At 44.9% G+C, this 18,360-nt stretch carries 16 protein-coding genes; 9 read left to right on the top strand and 7 right to left on the bottom strand.

Annotation, left to right across the window (positions count from 1 at the left end; all coding sequences use genetic code 11):
- Nucleotides 1-94: 94 nt before the first annotated feature.
- Both trhO and HQN90_RS15285 read right to left on the bottom strand, forming a co-directional pair.
- Nucleotides 95-1,006 (bottom strand): oxygen-dependent tRNA uridine(34) hydroxylase TrhO, encoded by a 912-nt coding sequence (gene trhO, locus HQN90_RS15290; protein ID WP_173220105.1) that lies wholly within the window; start codon nucleotides 1,004-1,006, stop codon nucleotides 95-97.
- 81 nt (nucleotides 1,007-1,087) lie between these two features.
- A complete protein-coding gene (locus tag HQN90_RS15285; protein WP_173220101.1) occupies nucleotides 1,088-4,834 on the bottom strand; it encodes a response regulator in 3,747 nt (1,248 codons plus the stop codon).
- Nucleotides 4,835-4,995: 161 nt separating this feature from the next.
- Here HQN90_RS15285 and HQN90_RS15280 point away from each other — a divergent pair, with 161 nt between their 5' ends.
- From HQN90_RS15280 to HQN90_RS15265, 4 genes are all read left to right on the top strand, one after another.
- A complete protein-coding gene (locus HQN90_RS15280) occupies nucleotides 4,996-6,702 on the top strand; it encodes a methyl-accepting chemotaxis protein (RefSeq protein WP_173220098.1) in 1,707 nt (568 codons plus the stop codon).
- Between the two features lie 180 nt (nucleotides 6,703-6,882).
- Nucleotides 6,883-7,203 (top strand): SPW repeat protein, encoded by a 321-nt coding sequence (locus tag HQN90_RS15275; RefSeq protein WP_173220095.1) that lies wholly within the window; start codon nucleotides 6,883-6,885, stop codon nucleotides 7,201-7,203.
- Between the two features lie 83 nt (nucleotides 7,204-7,286).
- The gene (locus HQN90_RS15270; RefSeq protein WP_173220092.1) at nucleotides 7,287-8,732 is read left to right on the top strand and encodes a nicotinate phosphoribosyltransferase; all 1,446 of its coding nucleotides are present in this window, start codon (nucleotides 7,287-7,289) and stop codon (nucleotides 8,730-8,732) included.
- An 86-nt stretch (nucleotides 8,733-8,818) separates the two neighbouring features.
- Nucleotides 8,819-9,658, top strand: a complete 840-nt coding sequence (locus HQN90_RS15265) for an aldo/keto reductase (RefSeq protein ID WP_173220090.1) — start codon at nucleotides 8,819-8,821, stop codon at nucleotides 9,656-9,658.
- Nucleotides 9,659-9,714: 56 nt separating this feature from the next.
- Here the strand turns inward: HQN90_RS15265 and HQN90_RS15260 are convergent, their stop codons facing one another.
- The 3 genes from HQN90_RS15260 to HQN90_RS15250 form a co-directional block, all read right to left on the bottom strand.
- Nucleotides 9,715-10,509 (bottom strand): hypothetical protein, encoded by a 795-nt coding sequence (locus tag HQN90_RS15260; protein WP_173220087.1) that lies wholly within the window; start codon nucleotides 10,507-10,509, stop codon nucleotides 9,715-9,717.
- A gap of 147 nt (nucleotides 10,510-10,656) precedes the next feature.
- Nucleotides 10,657-10,869, bottom strand: coding sequence for a hypothetical protein (locus HQN90_RS15255; RefSeq protein ID WP_144028689.1), 213 nt, complete (start codon nucleotides 10,867-10,869; stop codon nucleotides 10,657-10,659).
- Nucleotides 10,870-11,559: 690 nt separating this feature from the next.
- Nucleotides 11,560-11,841 (bottom strand): hypothetical protein, encoded by a 282-nt coding sequence (locus HQN90_RS15250; protein ID WP_173220084.1) that lies wholly within the window; start codon nucleotides 11,839-11,841, stop codon nucleotides 11,560-11,562.
- A 237-nt stretch (nucleotides 11,842-12,078) separates the two neighbouring features.
- Here HQN90_RS15250 and HQN90_RS15245 point away from each other — a divergent pair, with 237 nt between their 5' ends.
- Nucleotides 12,079-12,666: a Uma2 family endonuclease gene (locus tag HQN90_RS15245; protein WP_173220081.1), complete on the top strand. Its 588-nt coding sequence runs from the start codon at nucleotides 12,079-12,081 to the stop codon at nucleotides 12,664-12,666.
- Nucleotides 12,667-12,744: 78 nt separating this feature from the next.
- On the opposite strand, the gene HQN90_RS15240 is transcribed toward HQN90_RS15245, so the two are convergent.
- The gene (locus HQN90_RS15240) at nucleotides 12,745-14,163 is read right to left on the bottom strand and encodes a SpoVR family protein (protein WP_173220245.1); all 1,419 of its coding nucleotides are present in this window, start codon (nucleotides 14,161-14,163) and stop codon (nucleotides 12,745-12,747) included.
- 8 nt (nucleotides 14,164-14,171) lie between these two features.
- On the bottom strand, nucleotides 14,172-15,329 hold the full coding sequence (yhbH, locus tag HQN90_RS15235; RefSeq protein WP_079421254.1) for a sporulation protein YhbH: 1,158 nt from the start codon (nucleotides 15,327-15,329) through the stop codon (nucleotides 14,172-14,174).
- 459 nt (nucleotides 15,330-15,788) lie between these two features.
- Here yhbH and HQN90_RS15230 point away from each other — a divergent pair, with 459 nt between their 5' ends.
- The 4 genes from HQN90_RS15230 to HQN90_RS15215 all read left to right on the top strand — a co-directional run bounded on the left by HQN90_RS15230 (nucleotide 15,789) and on the right by HQN90_RS15215 (nucleotide 18,245).
- Nucleotides 15,789-16,058 carry a hypothetical protein gene (locus HQN90_RS15230; protein ID WP_173220078.1) on the top strand — a complete coding sequence of 90 codons (270 nt, stop codon included), beginning with the start codon at nucleotides 15,789-15,791 and terminating at the stop codon, nucleotides 16,056-16,058.
- A 69-nt stretch (nucleotides 16,059-16,127) separates the two neighbouring features.
- Nucleotides 16,128-16,280: a hypothetical protein gene (locus tag HQN90_RS15225; protein WP_173220075.1), complete on the top strand. Its 153-nt coding sequence runs from the start codon at nucleotides 16,128-16,130 to the stop codon at nucleotides 16,278-16,280.
- 322 nt (nucleotides 16,281-16,602) lie between these two features.
- Nucleotides 16,603-17,178 carry a Uma2 family endonuclease gene (locus HQN90_RS15220; protein WP_173220072.1) on the top strand — a complete coding sequence of 192 codons (576 nt, stop codon included), beginning with the start codon at nucleotides 16,603-16,605 and terminating at the stop codon, nucleotides 17,176-17,178.
- A 29-nt stretch (nucleotides 17,179-17,207) separates the two neighbouring features.
- On the top strand, nucleotides 17,208-18,245 hold the full coding sequence (locus tag HQN90_RS15215; protein ID WP_173220069.1) for a DUF7309 domain-containing protein: 1,038 nt from the start codon (nucleotides 17,208-17,210) through the stop codon (nucleotides 18,243-18,245).
- The last annotated feature ends 115 nt before the right edge of the window (nucleotides 18,246-18,360 follow it).

Below are 18,360 nucleotides of genomic sequence, written 5' to 3'. Positions count from 1 at the left end.
AAATTGCCGCTATCTGGCTCTTCTAGCCAGATAGCGGCAATTTGTTATATGCGGATGGTTATTTAATTATGAAAGACTCTCGCTCAGAAAGCCATTAAGCCTCAAGCGAGCTAAGCGTCTTCTCCTCGCATTCCTTGGAGCAGAAGCTGTTATGCTCCTCTTCACAAGCTTCGCAGCAGATGTGCTTCAAATGGCAGAGATCGTTGGCACAGTTAATGTAGCGGTCTTCCGCTGTTCCACAGTGGTAGCACTTGCCAACTACAATATCTTCCTCAGTCCGGTTGATCGGGACTGAAATTCGCTCGTCGAAGACGTAGCATTTGCCATCGAAAAGTCGGCCTTGCACTTCTTCGTCTTTCCCATAGGTGACAATACCGCCATCGAGTTGGTAGACGTCTTTGAAGCCTTCCTGAATAAGGAATCCAGATAGCTTCTCGCAGCGGATACCGCCTGTGCAGTAAGTCAGAATCGGTTTATCCTTGAAGTCTTGCAGGTTATTGCGAATCCACTCAGGAAATTCTCTGGTCGTCTCGACCTCTGGCCGAATAGCGCCGCGGAAATGCCCGATATCGAATTCATAGTGATTGCGCCCATCAAGTACGATAACATCTTCCTGCTTCAGCTTTTCATAAAATTCCTTAGGCTTCAGATGAGTACCTGTCAATGTGTTGGGGTTCACATCTTCTTCCAAACGGAAGGTGACGAGCTCTTTCTTGGGGCGGACGAACAGCTTTTTGAAAGCATGCCCATCATTCTCATCTATCTTGTAGACCATATCTTGAAACAAAGGGATTTGCCGCATCATGGCCATGTAAGCATCCGTTTGTTCAACTGTACCGGATAAAGTTCCGTTAATACCCTCAGGAGCAAACAAAATACGCCCTTTGACGCCGAGCTTTTTACAATAAGCCAAATGTTCACGGGCTAATGCTTCGTGATCCATAACGGTAACGAATTTATAATACAACAAAATGCGGTAAGGAGCGCTTTCACTTTGTACTGTCATGATTAACCACCTATACGTATAAATTGCATGCTCTGACAAAAGAAAAGCATATGCATATAGTGACATAAATCAGCACATTTTTCAATCGACCAGCAGATTTTGGATGATAGGCAAAACCTCTTCCATGGCAATTGCCAACGATTGCAGCTGATTCTCAATTTGCTGGGCTTGAATATCATCCGGTTCATTCGTTTGTTTGAGCATTTCCTCAAGCAGAGTAGCCGCGGCGAATACGCGAGCGGCAGATAGATTGCTGGACGAACCGCGCAAAGCATGTAGAAGTCCTATCGCTTCCTCATCATTGCCGAGATGAATGGCATAGGTTAAATCTTCGATGACCGAAGCAGTTTGAGCTACAAATTTGCGCAGCATCCCCTTATATATCTCCGTATTTCCACCAACCCGGGCCAATGCCTCTTCTGTATGAAGAATAGGTGCAGCCATCCTCCGGCTTTGTTCTAGAGACGCTTCAACGACAGCAAATAATCGATCGGGAATGATCGGTTTAGTGATAATGGCATTCATGCCTGCACGGATACAATCCAGCCGTTTCTCTAAGGTTGAATCCGCCGTGACCGCAATAATCGGGATCTGTCTCCACTTCGGTTGGAGTCGAATTCGTTTCGTTGTTTCAATGCCATCGAAACCGGGCATGTGAATGTCCATTAAAATCAAGTCAAAAGAGCTGTTTTCTAAATCTTGCAGGGCTTCGTAGCCCCCAGTGGCTACTTGAACATTACAATTCATATTCTCCAGCAATGTTCTGGCAACGGTTTGATTGATTTCATTATCTTCAACGAGCAGAACACGGGGTGTTGAGGCGAGCGCTTCCGTTGATATTGGGATCTCCTGCGAACTTGGGTCGGAAGCCGTCAGATTGCCCGCAAGTGTCAGCAGTGTCTGATAAAGCACACTTCTTGAAATCGGTTTAACCAATATCGCATGAGGAACGGCTTGCGCGGGAAGCTGCTCCAAGGCATCACGTCCAGGCAAGGTTGTATAAATAATGGTTTTGATTTGTTGGCGATTGCAGGCAGCCAGCATATCTAGCCACACGTCCTCCCCATACATGTCAACAGCTTCCATGTCCAGAAGAAGCAAATCGATGGGAATGACCTCGATAGCTCTCCGGGCTTCCTTCCAAGCATAAACCCCTGCCACTTCCGTGCACATCGCTTGCAGCGTTTGAACGAGGACGCGATTCAGGTCAGGATGATCTTCAACGACAAAAGCACGGAGCGGGAGCAGTACCTGTGTCTTCGCAGGCTCTGGGCAGAATGCAAAAGGAAGGCTGATTCGGAACTGGCTGCCTACGACTTGTTGGCTGGATACGGCAATCGTGCCGCCCATATTCTCAATGATATTTTTGGAGATGACCAGCCCAAGCCCCGTCCCGCCGAATTTACGGCTTGTCACATCGTCTGCTTGGACAAAAGGCTGGAACAGCTTGCCAATCTGCTCTTCATTCATCCCTATGCCTGAATCTGTGATCGTGAAGCCGATTTGGACATCTTCTTCGTGGAGCTGTTCGACTTCAACTCGCAGAGTGACTGTTCCTTGATCGGTAAATTTAACGGCATTGGACGTAAGGTTGAGAAGTACTTGATACAGCCGAAGGGAATCTCCGATAAGCCCCAGTGGCACGTCGTCTTGGATGTCACATATGAAATCAACAGGCTTATGTCCCAGCAGCACGCTTAGCGTCTCGCACACACGGTCAATCGTTTCATCCAATTGAAACGAATGATGCACGATCGCCAGCTTGTCTACCTCCAGCTTGGAGAAGTCCAGGATGTCATTAATAATTTGGGAAAGGGCTAGGGAAGACCTCGTTATTTTACTCATATAGTCGCGCTGAAGCTTGGACATGGTCGTACGCTCCATTAAGTGCGATAAGCCGACGATGCCATTGAGCGGCGTGCGAATTTCGTGGCTCATGCGAGCGAGGAATATCCCTTTGGTCAGATTAGCTTCATCCGCTTCCTGCTTTGCTCGAATGAGCTCTTGTTTGGCTTGAATCCGATCTGTAATATCTCGTGTAATGGCCGAGTAGTAAAGCTCTCCCTTTTCGGCAGGGAAATGGGGCACAATGATAATGGAAACAAAAATTTGCCGCTGCTCCTTCGTCATGACCTCCGCTTCGCATTCCCAGAAGCCTTTTTGAATCGCGGTTGCCAACCCTTCATCGAAATCGATATTATTCATAATATCAATCAAGTCCCTGAAATGCTTATGCGCCGTATCCCCTTCTTCTAAGCCGATAGAGCTTCTGCCAGCCTGATTCATATAGAAGATATGTCCGTTTTGGTCAAAAGAGATAATGGCATCTCTCGCACTTTCTACGATAGTAAGCAGCCTCTCCTTGGTTTCATTGCTTTCTTTGATATCACTGATATCACGAGCGATAAAAACGTAGCCTTTCAGAGCACCACTCGGATGTGTAATGCTGCTGACACTTAATTGCACGAAAATTCGGCTGCCGTCTTTGTGGCGCCAGATCCATTCGATATCTTCCTTTAAATGGCGCAAGGTTCGGATCACAAGAGCGGTGCAGTCTGCCGGCACATGTTCTCCTAGTTCAGAGGAGTATTGAGCGGCTCTTTCGATCAGTTGATCTTGATCCAACCACAAGAGTGGAGTAGCTTTATGAACATCGGCCAAAGAATAGCCCAGGAGCTCTGTGGCTCTGCTGTTGATATGATTAATTGTAAATTGAGGGTCCGTGACAATCATGGCATAGTTATTGTGCTGAATAAAAGCTTCAAACGGCTCGAACAGCTCTCTTAAATTCTCAATCATGCCATTGATGGAATGGGCAAGAGCGCCCAAGTCATCGTTGCTCTTGATTCTTAGCGGCTTGATGTAAAAATCACCTGCTGCGACAGATTCCGTTACATGCAGAATTTGCTTGATGCGCTTAATAATAAGCGTATTCGCTGTGAAGGAAATAAGCAGAAAAATAATCGCTGCAGCCAGTACGATCAAACCGATTGTTGACCATAGCAAAGGGCTGGCAGGAGCCTCGAAGTCTGAAACAGGCATGGAATAAGCCAAATACCAATCTAATTTCGGTACGCGTGCATAAAACCAACGGGCTTTTTGACCGCCATCGTAAGATTCATCCATATAGCCGGCATCTTGCTGAAACGCGGTTTTAAAGATAGGGGTCAAAGAAGGGTACTCTGTGAAGATGTTAAGGCCCAATAATTGCTTAGTAAAGGTATGGAATAAAACAAGTCCCTGGTGATTTACAATAATGATTTCACCTTTCTCAAGAGGCGTATGGAGATGTTCAAGAAAAGCTTGCTGCGCATCCAGAGAAAAATGGACAAAGCTTGTTACTTTATTATTTTCATCGAAAACTGGTGTTAGGATCGAAATGAGATACTTTCCTGTTATTTTACCGAAATAGGGGTCGGAGAGGCAGGTCTTTCCCTGAAGGGCATCTTGAAACCTCTCTTCATTTCTAATATTTAAGGTTTTTCCGGTGGTCAGCACTAATTGGCCGTTAAGATCGACAACGCCCATAGAAAAGTAGCGATTTCCGCCTGTTTCTAATTCTTGGGTCAAGTAGCTCAACTGCTCGCTTTGCGTTCCGTTTTTCATGACGCTTACACGACTGACAAGCTCAACCTCGGCAACCCGAATAGAGAGAAAATCATATAGGTTTTTTGCAGAATTGGACACCGAGGATATGGATTGTTCTTTTAACTGATCAATTAATTTGTTCCTGGACAGCACATAATTGGTAATCCCCACAACAGCAATCGAGATGGAAGTGATCAATACGAGGAGTGTGACAAGCTTAAAGCGCAAGGACGATGACATGAAAAACCTCCGGAAAATGCTTTAAATGTTAGGAAAACTCATAATTTAATAATGATTTTAGCGTAAGTCCTCTAATGATTCTCGATTAAACTAGAAAAAACAGGATGATTTGAGTATACAACATAGTTCGATCATTCATTCAAATTTGGAGGGATTAACTCATGCGATTTACAGTTCGAACGAAAATGATTCTGGTGTTTTCAATCATTTTTATCCTGATTGGAGGGTTAAGCTTCACGGATATGAGTCGGATGGGGGCCTTGAAGGATAATAACCAAAAGCTTACAAATGATTGGATGAAAGGGATTCAAATGATTGATCAGGTTCATTATAATTCTGAGCATATATTAACGCTCTATTATCAGAAAAAGTTAGAGCCTGATACGAAAAAACATGAGCCATTGGATGCGGGAATTGAGAAAGCAATTGGAGAGATCGATAAATTGTTAGCGAAATATAAGGAATCTTTATCTGGGCCAGAAGATGAGAAAGTGGCCAAACAACTGGATAAGGATTGGGATGATTTTAAAGCAGCTTATGTGACAAACAAACAGCTATCCGCGGATCCAACCAAAGTAAAGGAAGCTGCAGAAAGCTTTCAAGTCTTGTCGACATCCTTCGGCAAAGCGCAAAAAACGATGGCGGACATGGTGAAATATAATCAAGATGGCGGCGTGCAGGCAGAACAAGATAGCATAAATGTATATAATCAAAGCGTAAAAACATCACTTATCGTGTTAAGTATAATTGTTCTATTCATGCTGGCAGCGTGTTACTTTCTAGTCAGCAATATCTCCACCCCTGTTCGTAAAGCTTCTCAAGCCTTGAATCGGATTGCGAACGGTGATCTGACAATTGAGCCTATTCAAATTAAAAATAAGGACGAGATCGGCATGTTAGTCAACTCCGTTAATCTTATGGTGGAGCACTTGCGTCACTCGGTTACGCAAATGCTGCAAGCCTCGAATAGCGTAGCGGCCTCTTCACAGCAATTGTTCGCCAGCTCAGAGCAAAATGCATCTGCTTCGGATCATGTAGCTAAGGCAGTTCAGGAATTCGCAACTGGTGCTGATAGTCAAGCTCAAAGCGCGATGGAGTGCGGCAGAGCGATGGAAGAAATGTCCTCCGGGATACAGCGGATCGCTGAGACGACTTCCGATGTGTCTGATTTATCGATCACCGCAACGCAAATGGCTGAACAAGGAACCCACTCTATGGAGCGTGTCTTGAACAAGATGCAATCTGTCAGCGGATCTGTGAATGCAGCAAATCAAGTGATTCAAGAGCTTGAAAAGCATTCGCAGAGCATAGGGCAAATCTCCACCCTCATTGGCAACATTGCTTCACAAACGAATCTGCTTGCATTGAATGCGGCAATTGAAGCGGCGCGTGCAGGCGAAAGCGGCAAAGGCTTTGCGGTTGTCGCTGGCGAGGTCCGCAAATTAGCTGCACAGACGGATGATTCTGTCCGTGATATTACCCAGCTGATTTCAAGCATTCAAAGAGATTCCGTACGTGCCGCTCAAGTGATGAACGCAGGGCTTTCAGATGTGGAGGATGGTTTGAAGGAAGTTGGCGCCGCAGAGCATGCATTTGGGCAAATCGTAAGCGCCTCTCAAGAAGTGGCGAGCAAAATTCAAGAGACCGCGGCAGCTGCGCAACAAATGGCGGCAAGCTCTGAACAAGTTGCAGCTACTGTAGCAAGTGTTGGTTCCGTTGCGCAGCAAACAGCCGAAACGGCGCAATCTGTAGCAGCCGCTACAGAAGAGCAACTGGCTTCCACAGAGGAAATTACGTCTTCCGCCAAAAATCTGGCTGACATTGCGATGGATTTGCATCAAGTGGTGAATTCTTTTAAAATTTCATGAACAAATTAATTTGATATTTTAAACGTAAGCCTCTATTCACCTAATTATTTAGGTAAGATAGAGGCTATTCTCATAGCACATATGTGTAAGCGTTTGCATATACTATAGTAATTCGAAGCTTGCCTATTGACGAAGACATTTTTAGGCTCAGGCAAAATGTTCTGGGAGGTAGAAATGACTATGTATATGAAAAATTTATTATGCGCCTGTATGGGAATTTGGTTTCTGGTAAGCCCTTGGGTATTCGGTTTTGAGGCAAATGCTAGCGCCCTCTATAGCTGCGTACTGTTTGGGAGTTTACAGTTTGTATTAGCGATTTTGGCTCTAGGGAAATCTGGAAGCAAGGTATGGCCAAATTGGATTTGCTGTGTAATCGGCGTGTTGTTTATTTTTGTTCCCAATGTGTATCATCTGGAATTAATGGCATTTTTCTCATTTGTAGTGCTTGGCTTCATGACGATACTGGTGAATTATTCGAATCTTTATCCGGATCAGAGCTAAAGCTTCCACCGATTGTGTGAATAGCTTTAGGTTGGTTTATACTGGGTATATAGAATTGTCGTCAGTGGAAAGGATGAGTACGGATGAGTGAGAGCAATTTAACGCTGCATACGGATAAATACCAAATTAATATGATGTATGCCCACTTTCTCCAGGGGACAGATAAAGCGAAGGCCGTTTTTGAGGTGTATTTTCGGAAGCTTCCGTTCGAAGGGGGCTATGCGGTTTGTGCAGGTTTGGAGCGGGTGGTCCAGTATATCCAGAACTTGCATTTCGGTGAGGAAGAGATCGCTTACTTGCGGATGCAGGAAGAAAATTACCGAGAGGATTTCTTGTCCGCGCTGCGTGATTTCAAATTTCGCGGTGATTTGCAAGCTATACCGGAAGGCACGCTTGTCTTTCCTAATGTGCCGCTCGTTCGTGTTGTGGGGAGTATCTTTGAAGCGCAGCTCGTGGAGACAGCGATTCTCAATTTCGTGAACTACCAAACCTTAATTGCGACGAAAGCATCGCGAATTAAGCAGGTTGCGCCGAACGATGTTTTACTGGAGTTCGGGACAAGACGCGCCCAAGAGGCTGACGCCGCGATCTGGGGCGCAAGAGCCTCCTATGTCGCTGGATTCCATGCGACATCGAATCTTCGTGCCGGGATGCTGTTCGGCATCCCGACCAAGGGCACCCATGCCCACGCGTGGGTGCAGGCGCATGACACGGAAGAGGAAGCCTTCCGTGCTTATGCCGACGCGCTGCCGGAGCAGGTGACGCTGCTTGTCGATACTTACGACACGCTGCGCAGCGGTGTGCCGAACGCGATCCGAACGGCGCGGCGGCTACAGAGCCGCGGCAAGCGCATGAACGCGATTCGCCTCGACAGCGGCGATTTGGCGTACTTATCCCAGCAGGCTCGGCACATGCTGGATGAAGCGGGCTTTCCCGAGGTGAAGATTGTCGCATCCAATGATTTGGATGAGAACATCATCGAGGGGCTGAAAGCCCAGGATGCCAAGATCGACGTGTGGGGCGTCGGAACACAGCTGATTACCGCTGCCGATCAGCCTTCCCTCGGCGGGGTGTACAAGCTTGTGGCACGGGAGAAAGACGGTGTTATCGTGCCCGTCATCAAGATTTCAGGCAACCCGGAGAAGGTGACCAATCCGGGCTTCAAGGATGCTTATCGCATCATGAATAAGAAGACTGGCAAAGCAGAAGCTGATTATTTGGCGCTACAGCAAGAAGAAGATGTGAAGAATGGCGAACGGATCAAGCTATTCGATCCGATCCACCCCTACATCTTCAAATTCATTGATCATTATGAGGCGATTCCCCTGCTTCAGAACATTTTTGCAGGTGGCGAGCTTGTCTATAAACTGCCATCCTTGGATGAGATTCGCGCTTATCATGCTGAGCAGATGAAATCCTTCTGGCCCCAGTATCTTCGCAAGCTGAATCCGGAGGGCTACCGAGTGAATCTGAGCACAGCTCTGTGGAAGCTGAAAATGGATTTAATCCACGAGCATACGAGTATGTAAACAGAGCCAAAAATGGTAAACTAGTAGGTAGCGCACTCTTCCTAGAGCCGTCCTACTATTATACTTTTATTGGAGGTTATCTGTTTATGAGCACTCATGCCAATCAAGCATTCACGGAAGGTGTCATCCTCAATAATGGCGTACATATGCCGTGGCTGGGTCTTGGGGTTTACAAAACCAAAGAAGGCCAGGAAGTCATTCATTCAGTGAAAACAGCCCTTGAACTGGGGTATCGCAGCATTGATACAGCGGCAATTTATCGCAATGAAGAAGGTGTTGGACAAGGTCTACGAGACAGCGGCGTGCCGCGTGACGACATTTTCGTAACGACCAAAGTATGGAATGCAGACCAAGGTTATGAATCTACGCTGCAAGCGTTCGATGCCAGCCGGCAGCGGCTAGGTTTGGAAACGATTGATCTGTACTTGGTGCATTGGGCGGTTACCGCCACTTACCGGGAGACTTGGAAAGCCCTCGTTCATTTGCAAAAGGAAGGTTTCGTACGGGCGATCGGCGTAAGCAACTTCCAAATTCATCATCTCCAGCACGTTATTGAAGATACAGGCGTCATCCCTGCTGTGAATCAAGTGGAATACCATCCACAATTAGCACAAAAAGAGCTGCTCGCTTATACGCGTGAGCATGGCATTCAGCTGGAAGCTTGGAGTCCGCTGATGCAGGGCAAACTCGATGTGCCAGTACTGCAACAGCTAGCTGACAAATACGGCAAATCTCCGGCACAAATTGTGCTGCGGTGGGATATTCAGCATGGTGTCGTCACCATTCCGAAATCAGTTACAGAGCATCGCATTCGCGAGAACGCAGCTATTTTTGATTTTGAGCTAAGCGCTGAGGACGTAGCTCTTATTGATTCGCTTAATGAGAACAAGCGGATTGGCCCTGACCCCGATCATGTAACCTTCTAAGTGAACTGAACCCATATGCTCGGATTGTACAGAACCTAGCCGCAGGCTAGGTTTTTTCATTTCAACAAAGCAATCATCTGGAATACATCGCGATGGTCCCCGGGAAGCGTATAATCGGCGACTCTGAGCTGTGAAGAGCCATCTCCATCTAGGAAAAGCCCGTCGACCAGCTGTCCGTTCCCCACCTGTTCCAGCACCGCTGTGCGGAATTGCTCACCGGTACAAGGTGTAGGTGAAACGATAAGATAGACGTTGTTGTTATGATCGTAGACAATGCCTGAACGCATTCGCTTCTCGTCGATGACCGGCATCTCTTCGGATACGGCTTGTGCAGCCCAGCCATCCGGATTTTGGAGTCCCATGCTGACCCCTCCCTGCGCCCAGTAATGATTGCGATCCATCACCTTCAGATCTTCTGCATTTTCCACGACTTGAATCGTGAAGGTTTGGGCTTTCTCATCCCAGACGAGCGTCCCGCGTTTGCGGTCGATATTAAACCAGCCAGAGCCGTAGTCCCCCTGTTGTCCTTTGACAGGATGATCATTAATGACAGCGATGCTAAGGAGATATCCTTCCCAGAAAAACCCGCCATTGATCCCGTTGATCTTGGTGTCCACGACATTCGAAGTAATCGCTTTAAGTCCGATGTTCTCGGGCGGCGTGCGAATGCTATGGATCGTCACACCATTGTTGGCGTGGGTGATGCTATACGAAGAGTATGGGGGATTCGGGGTTGTTTTCACCCAGAGATGGATGCCTATAATAAGGGTCCATATGAAACTAGCAATCATGATAAGGAGGCAGATCAGTAAGTAAGGTGCGGGCTTTTTGGCAAATTGAGTTAATGGCATGAGGGCAACTCCTAATCTCTTGAATCAGCTTATTTCTATTAGTCTATGAATCCTGTTATAGAATATTCTATTTTAACCAAAAAAACCCTTCCGGCAAGTGAAATATCACTTAACGAAAGGGCATCACGCTTATGTAGGGATCATGTGTTAAAAAATTGGGATTCTAGCTTTATTTCCATCTTTCGCATATAAAATCGCTTCCGAACTAAACAAATCAACACGTTCAACGGAGTGAACCAAGTTCATCGTTGTGAATTTGTTATAACGAAGAGCGTTGATCAGAGAGGGAATTAATTTGTGGTCCGTTCCAATGAAATTAACAGAAATTGGCTTTTTGTTGAATAAAATATTCATTCTCACCTACAACTCATCTCCTTCAAGAAAATTAATTCAAATGAATTAGATATTAAGAATAGCATCTCTTTGATTGGATGTCCGTCGATTGGCGTTGTCGGAATCACACTACTTTTGTCGTAGTCGTGATTGCCGTACTTCAGCTATATGAAGAGCGCGACTCTTGATATATATTTATTAATATATTTACTAGAAAATGATTTGAGGGGGAGTAGTTTCTTAAGTGAAAAAAATGATTAGTAACGTAGTCCTATCATTTTTAACAGGATTGTTTGCTTATTACATACTAACTCGAACAATAACGGTAATAGCCGTACTAGTTTGTCTAGCAAGTGCAGGAATAGTTGCCTTAGGGTATCTCATTATGTATTTTATAAAGAAGAATCGGAGAGTGAATTAGCATTTACAAAAAAGCAAAGCCCGAGCGTTGAGGAATTATCCTGGGTGCTTGGGCTTTTGTATTATGAACGGAGGGCATTTATTTTTTGTCTGTAGATGGATACATGATAAGTTCAGCAAGATCAAGAATAATATTTGCATCCATCAGCAGATCTAATCCGAGAAGCCCATTGATGTCAAGTTTTTCATGCAATGATCCTATATCTAGTTTGAAGTTCTCAGAATGGAAAGTACCTAATTGGACAACATCAAACAATTTTCGAAAGCAGCTCTCTTCACCGCCAATACCGAAGGCAGTTACGATTTCATCACCAGTTTCAAAGTAGATTCATGTTGTACGACTCCTCGCAAGCCTCGAAGTGTACGCAGTTCAATTTTTAGTTCATTATTTGAGGTGTGAGATACAATGACCCCATCCTTCGCACTTAGCAATTCTCGTGTTGCTTCCTTCGGGTCCTGAATAGCTCGAATTAGGGCAACCTCGTCTACAAACTTGATGTTTCCATCCGTATGGGACGTAAGGATTTGCAGCTTCACATATTGATCGGGATAAATTGTGCGAACTTCTTCCCATTGCATAATTAGCGCCTCCAATTCGATTCTACTCTTTCATCTATTTTAGCAGAAATCGCACAATAAAACAGTTCCCTCTATTGTTGACGTTAATTATTGAAGTGCTTTCCCTATCCACTGCACTGAAGGATTTTAATGCATTGTTGACCCCCTGTCAAAATACTGTGAGAGATGTGAAACAACTGTTATTATTTTGGTAATACTGATCTTAAACATGTTACACTTGTTTAAGTCATATATTGAATGATCAGAAGGAGGTTGAACATCGTGTCAAATCCGGACGAGAAGAAAATCCACACTTTTCAAGACTGGCAAACATGGGATGGAGCATGGGAGTTAATCAATGGCAAACCCTATAATATGTCGCCGGCTCCAACCTCACTACATCAATTTATTGTTGGGGAACTTCATTTTGCCTTGCGGGCATATTTCCAGAATCAGAGCTGCTACGTGTTCGTGGCTCCATTTGATATATTTTTTAGCGAAAGCGATAATTACGAGTCGCCAGATCATGTTACACAGCCTGACCTCTCGGTTGTTTGTTCCAAGGATCAGATCACCAAAAATGGCTGTCTAGGTGCTCCGACGTTAATTATTGAAGTGCTTTCCCCATCCACTGCACTTAAGGATTTTAATGAAAAATTCAATTTATATCAGAAGTATGGGGTTCAGGAATACTGGATCGTCGATCCAGGGAACCAAACGGTTCATGTGTATTCACTTCAGGATGGAAGCTATCAGATTCGTCAACTGTATACGGAACAAGAAACCATACAATCCAACGTCTTCAAAGAATTGCATGTGCCAATGCCTCATTTGTTTGCATTATAACCAACTTAGTGGGCCGAAGTAGATGCCAAAGAACCTCCAAGATCACGATGATTTCGTGAAATCGGAGGTTTTTTGAGCTTACAGAAAACGCCGATGATGCTTCTTCCCATCAAAGCTGAACAACACCGGCTTATCCTCCACCATGGTATGCATATGAATGGTTTTCCCCCAAAGCTTGTAAATATAGGGCAAGGTTCTCTCCACATATTTGAGATCGAGCTCTACGCCTTCGAAAGCATGTTTCAAATACAGCTCGCCGCTTCGCTGGTAATCGCCATCCTCAACAACGATATAGGGAAAACCGCCGTTGACACGGGAGTAAATAAGTTGATCGCGCGTATTTTCCCACGTTTTATCGGTAATCTTCCACTCGGGGCCTTTCTTCTCGAACACATATAAATCAAGTTCTTCCACCAACGGTTTATTCAAATAATTGCGGATAAAAGAGGTGTCAGATTCGTACTCGCGGACTTCGAATATTTTGGCGCGGCCCTCTCCGGGCTTGCGGCCTTGGATTCGGATTTCATCCGGTGTCGGATCGTCCCAATGCTTCTCAATATCTTCGAAAATCTTAAGCCCGAGATAATACGGATTCAAAGTATGGCGGGAAGGAACTACAACGGATGAATTGAGCTTGGAATACTCAATGGTTTCCTCTTCCGTCAGATCCAGCTCACGCAGGATGTGTTGGTGCCAGTACGAAGCCCAGCCTTCGTTCATGATTTTCGTTTCCAGCTGCGGCCAGAAATAGAGCATTTCATCGCGGAGCATCGTCAATATATCCCGTTGCCAGTCTTCCATATAGGGCGCGTTTTCCTCAATGAAGAGCAAAATATCTTTCTCTGGCTGAGGCGGAAACCGTTTGTTTTCGTCTTTGTCCGTCGGTTCGGAAGGTTTGTTTCTCCCATCAAGATCCCACAAATCTTCATACCCATAAGTGGCCTCAGAACGGGCATTGGGTGTGGAGGCTTTATGTGTTTCCTGACGCTTGCGGCTCTGTCCATACGATAACGTTAATACAGGATCGATATGTTCTTGAATCGCGAGCACGGCATCAATAAATTGTTCGACCTCATCAATACCATGCTCAATCTCATATTGACGAATGCGCTCCGCTGTAGCGGACATGCTTTCAACCATGTTGCGATTCGTTTTGGAGAAGCGAACGTTATTTTTGAAAAAGTCGCAGTGCGCTAGAACGTGGGCGACAATGAGTTTATTTTGGATGAGCGAGTTGCCGTCTAGCAAGAAAGCGTAGCAAGGGTCCGAGTTGATGACCAGCTCATAAATTTTACTTAAACCGAGATCATACTGCGTTTTCATTCGGTGGAAATTTTTCCCGAAGCTCCAGTGGCTGTAGCGGGTTGGCATGCCATAAGCGCCAAATGTATAAATAATTTCCGCCGGACATATCTCATATCGCATGGGGAAATAATCCAAGCCAAACCCTTTGGCAATCTCGGTAATTTCATCAATGGCGTATTCAAGCTGCTGCATTTCGGTTTTCACTGAACAGCCACCCCTTCCTGCTTGGTAAAAAAGGTTTTTAGCGCTTTGTAAACTTCGCCTTTCTCACGGATGACATAATGCAGAAATTTGGGGTCATGGATATGGCGGAAAGCAGACATCAAGGTACTGCTGCGATTATATTGATTGACCTCCCCGTACCCGAACATATTGGAGCGCTCCATCAATTGGGTGATCAGCTTCACACAGCGTTCATTATCCGACGTCAAATTATCACCATCAGAGAAATGAAACGGATAAATATTGAATTGCGAAGGCGGATACCGCTTGTCGATAATATCAATGGCAGTCTGGTACGCCGAAGAACAGATGGTGCCGCCGCTTTCTCCTTTGGTGAAAAATTCTTCTTCCGTGACCTCCTTAGCCTCGGTATGGTGGGCGATGAACACAATCTCCACATTCTGATATTTTGTGCGAAGGAACCGCGTCATCCAGAAGAAGAAGCTGCGGGCTATATATTTCTCAAAAGAACCCATGGAACCGGACGTATCCATCATCGCGATAATAAGCGCATTCGAGTGAGGTTTCTCGACTTCATCCCATGTCTTGAAGCGAAGGTCATCCGGGCTAATATGATGAATACCGGGCGAGTTGGAGCGCGAGTTGCGACGTAGATTCTCAATGATCGTTCGCTTTTTATCGATGTTCGACATGATGCCTTTCTTGCGAATATCGTTGAAAATGACTTCAGTCGTCGTCATGTTGCGCTTCTCTTTTTTTTGCAAATTCGGCAGCTCCAGCTCGGAGAACAGCATTGCCTGCAGCTCTTCCATGCTCACTTCCGCTTCATAATAATCCTCGCCTGCCTGGTCTCCCGCGCCTTCACCCTTGCCCGGACCTTGCGCCGGCTGCGGATCTGTACCGAGCACATCGCCAACTTGGGAGTCGCCGTCTCCTTGACCGACATGTTTACCTTTGTTGAAATTGTATCGGAAGCGATACTCATCCAAACTTTTGATTGGCACCTTTACAACTTGCTTGCCATTAGACATGACGATACTCTCGTCAGTTACGAGATCGGGCAGATTTTGCTTGATGGCTTCTTTCACTTTCTCTTGATGCCGTGTTTGATCTTGGTATCCTTTGCGGTGCAGCGACCAATCCTCTTTGGATACGACAAATAGGGGTTCTGTCATGTGGGCCCTCCTTGGGGTTGATCTTTGGAATGATATGGCAAGCTTGACGCTGAAACAGACCTTGATGGGAATAAAGCTTGTTACTAAATATATTCAAGTGTGCTGGTGATATGTGGTATAGGATGGGAATTTCTCGTCAGAATAAAAGGGGCGGGAGGCGGATTCGTCATTTTCAATGGAAAACATCCAACAGGAACCCTATTCGAGTCTTGAGTACATTGGAGATACTGGAGTTTCTCCAATGGTATTCACGCCCGGCTGCCTAAATGGATCCTTTCCGCCATATTCTATTGGACAAATTCCAGTAGCACGCCTCAACCATCAGCCAGACGGGGAGAAACATTGGATGAAATCCAATGGAGAGAGACTAGAGAGGCAACCAGTGAGATGGCCGGCTGTTACAAGTACATAAAGATGTTATAATCAATCTATAAGTGAAGATAATTGGTGGTGATAATAATGGAAAAAATAAATAAATCCGAAGAACTTATGGAAACTATTTCTACTATGGATAGTGAGCATTCCGTTCGTCAGTTTTTTATACCTGGAAAAGGGATATTTACGGTTGTTCTTCAAGAGGAAGATCATCTTTCCATTAGTTCTGAAGTTAAAGTGAACCCGGAACTTAAGCGCATGATTAATGAAAGTCGTGAAGAATACAATCAAGGTAAGGGCATGTCAACTGCGGAGCTTTTAAAATCATTGTCCCCTAAGGATTTTGCTGAATGACTACTCGCTCGGTCAATGGGTTCAAACATTCGATTTCATCACTCAAGTTGTTTTGGAGTTGAAGATTACTTGAAGAATCCGGTAATTGGTAAGGCTTATACGGAGCGGTTTGGTGAATACAGGGGAATAACCCGTATTTTGGTTAGGGAATTCAGAGTTTATTTTGAGCAAGTAGATGACGTGATCGCCATTGCTGCTGTTTTGTTTCCGGGAGAAAAGTAACTAATTCATTTGCCATTCAAAAGTCTGCTTGATCTCCGCGGCAACATACATCGGAGATCAAGCAGACTTTTTAGTTGCTTTTGAAATCCCCATGAAACTAGACGTATCCATCTTTGGAATAATAAGCGCGCACGATGCGGCTTTACGATCTCATCCCACGGGTGATATTTGTAAAAGAGACATGGTTTGAACGATCACGCTTGGTTATAATGTGAGAGTAGATAAGATTTGAGACGAATGAAGCCCAGTGTGTATGCAACTTCGAGTTTTCATCTCATTGTGTTAAAATAAGGGAAATAGTGTCGAGAGCGAGGAACTTTTCGTGAAAGTGCCTGAACAGGATCATCGCTATAAATTGCAAGATCTGCTGGAGTGGGAAGGCAGATGGGAGTTAATTAATGGAGTACCATTTAATATGACACTTGCTCCCTCTACAACACATCAACGGATCTTAAGGAGTATGTTTCTTGAGCTTCACACATGCCTGCAAGGTTCATCATGTGAGGTTTTTATCGCTCCGTTTGACGTGAGATTAAGTGAAATAGAAGAATACGATAATCCCGATACGGTCTGTCAGCCAGATCTAACCGTAATCTGTAATCCAACTCAAATAGATGACAAAGGAGGCAAAGGCGCTCCCAAGCTCATCGTTGAAATATTATCTCCATCTACTGCGATTAAAGATAGAAACCAAAAATATAAAACATATGAAAAGTTTGGAGTTCTGGAATACTGGATTGTTGACCCAGCTCATCAAACGGTTGAGGTGTACGGATTAGAACAAGGTTTATTTCAAAAGCGAGAGGTTTTCGGAAAAGAAGACAATTTGCGTTCGTTTGCTTTTACGGCGTGTGTCTTTGATTTGGGAAGTATATTGCATAACGGAGATATTAAGTAGATTTTTTATGTATGGGAGCTGAATAAATAATGAATCAGTTGAAAGCGACTTCGGAGCAATGGAAAGGTCTTTTTGAGGCAGCAACAGCGTTTAAAAAAGCAGAATGCTGGCGTTATGTAACAAACAGTCATATTTTTGGTGTTGAGAACCCGTTCAACAAAGAGATAGGATATTGCTGCATTCTAGGCAATGGAGGCGAGATGTATGGCCTGGCTGTTTATTTAGGGACAGAAAGCCTGGAGACGTTGTTAAGCATGCTGAATGGGACACAGGAGATAGATCCGATGTTCTCCCAGCATTGCTTGATGCTTTCATTCGACTCTAGGACGGAGTTGTATCCCGCCGAGTTAAAACAAATAAAAAAGCTTGGTCTGAAGTTCCGAGGAGCGAATGCTTGGCCGACGTTCAGATTATATGAGCCTGGTTTTTTTCCGTGGCCGATTCAGAATGAGGAAGAGGTACTGTTTCTAAGTTTGGCGCTGGAACAAGCGATTGAAGTAGTCCAAGCATATAAGAATAACCTGGATGCTATTTTTATAAGAGAGGATAATGTTTTCCTAACAAGGGTTTCAGATGGAGGTAGGCAGAATTTGGTTTGGTCAGATGAATGGCTAAAACCAATGATTTTGGAGAAAGCAAATGCAAATGAGTATCTGGCAAATCCAATAGATGAGTTTCGTCTAGCCAAAGCAAAAAAATTGCTTAAAGGGTTTGTTGGGATCTGGGAAATAGATTGTTTTTTTTCGTATGTGCCGATTGACGAAGGTCAGAGGCCGTACTATCCGATGATAGGTTTGATCGTTGATCAAGAATCTGAACAAATCTTGCAATTCGGTTTAACTGATCAATCTGGAATTCAAGGTAAAATGGCGGAATTTCTCCTAGAGATGATCGAAAGAGTTCAAGTCGTGCCAAAAGAAGTATGGGTTTGTAGGGAAGAAGTTTTTCATTACTTAAAGCAAGCTCTTATCTCATTTGAAATTCAAGTGTACTTGAAAAGTGAACTTCCGGCTATGGAGGATGCGAGAATAGAAATGATGGATTACCTAATTGGCGGAAGAGGATAATAGCAGCATAGGAATGACAACAAAAAAGCCCGCTTAACCTCCCGCAGCCACGCTATGGAGATCAGGCAGGGCTTTTTAGCTGCTTTGGCAGCGCCCACGGAATCAGAAGTCCTCC

Origin of the sequence: Paenibacillus alba, from assembly GCF_013204855.1 — a bacterium.
Classification (GTDB): Bacteria; Bacillota; Bacilli; order Paenibacillales; family NBRC-103111; genus Paenibacillus_E; species Paenibacillus_E alba.
The sequence above is the reverse complement of the archived record's forward strand: the minus strand, read 5'-3'. Positions and strand labels throughout refer to the sequence as shown.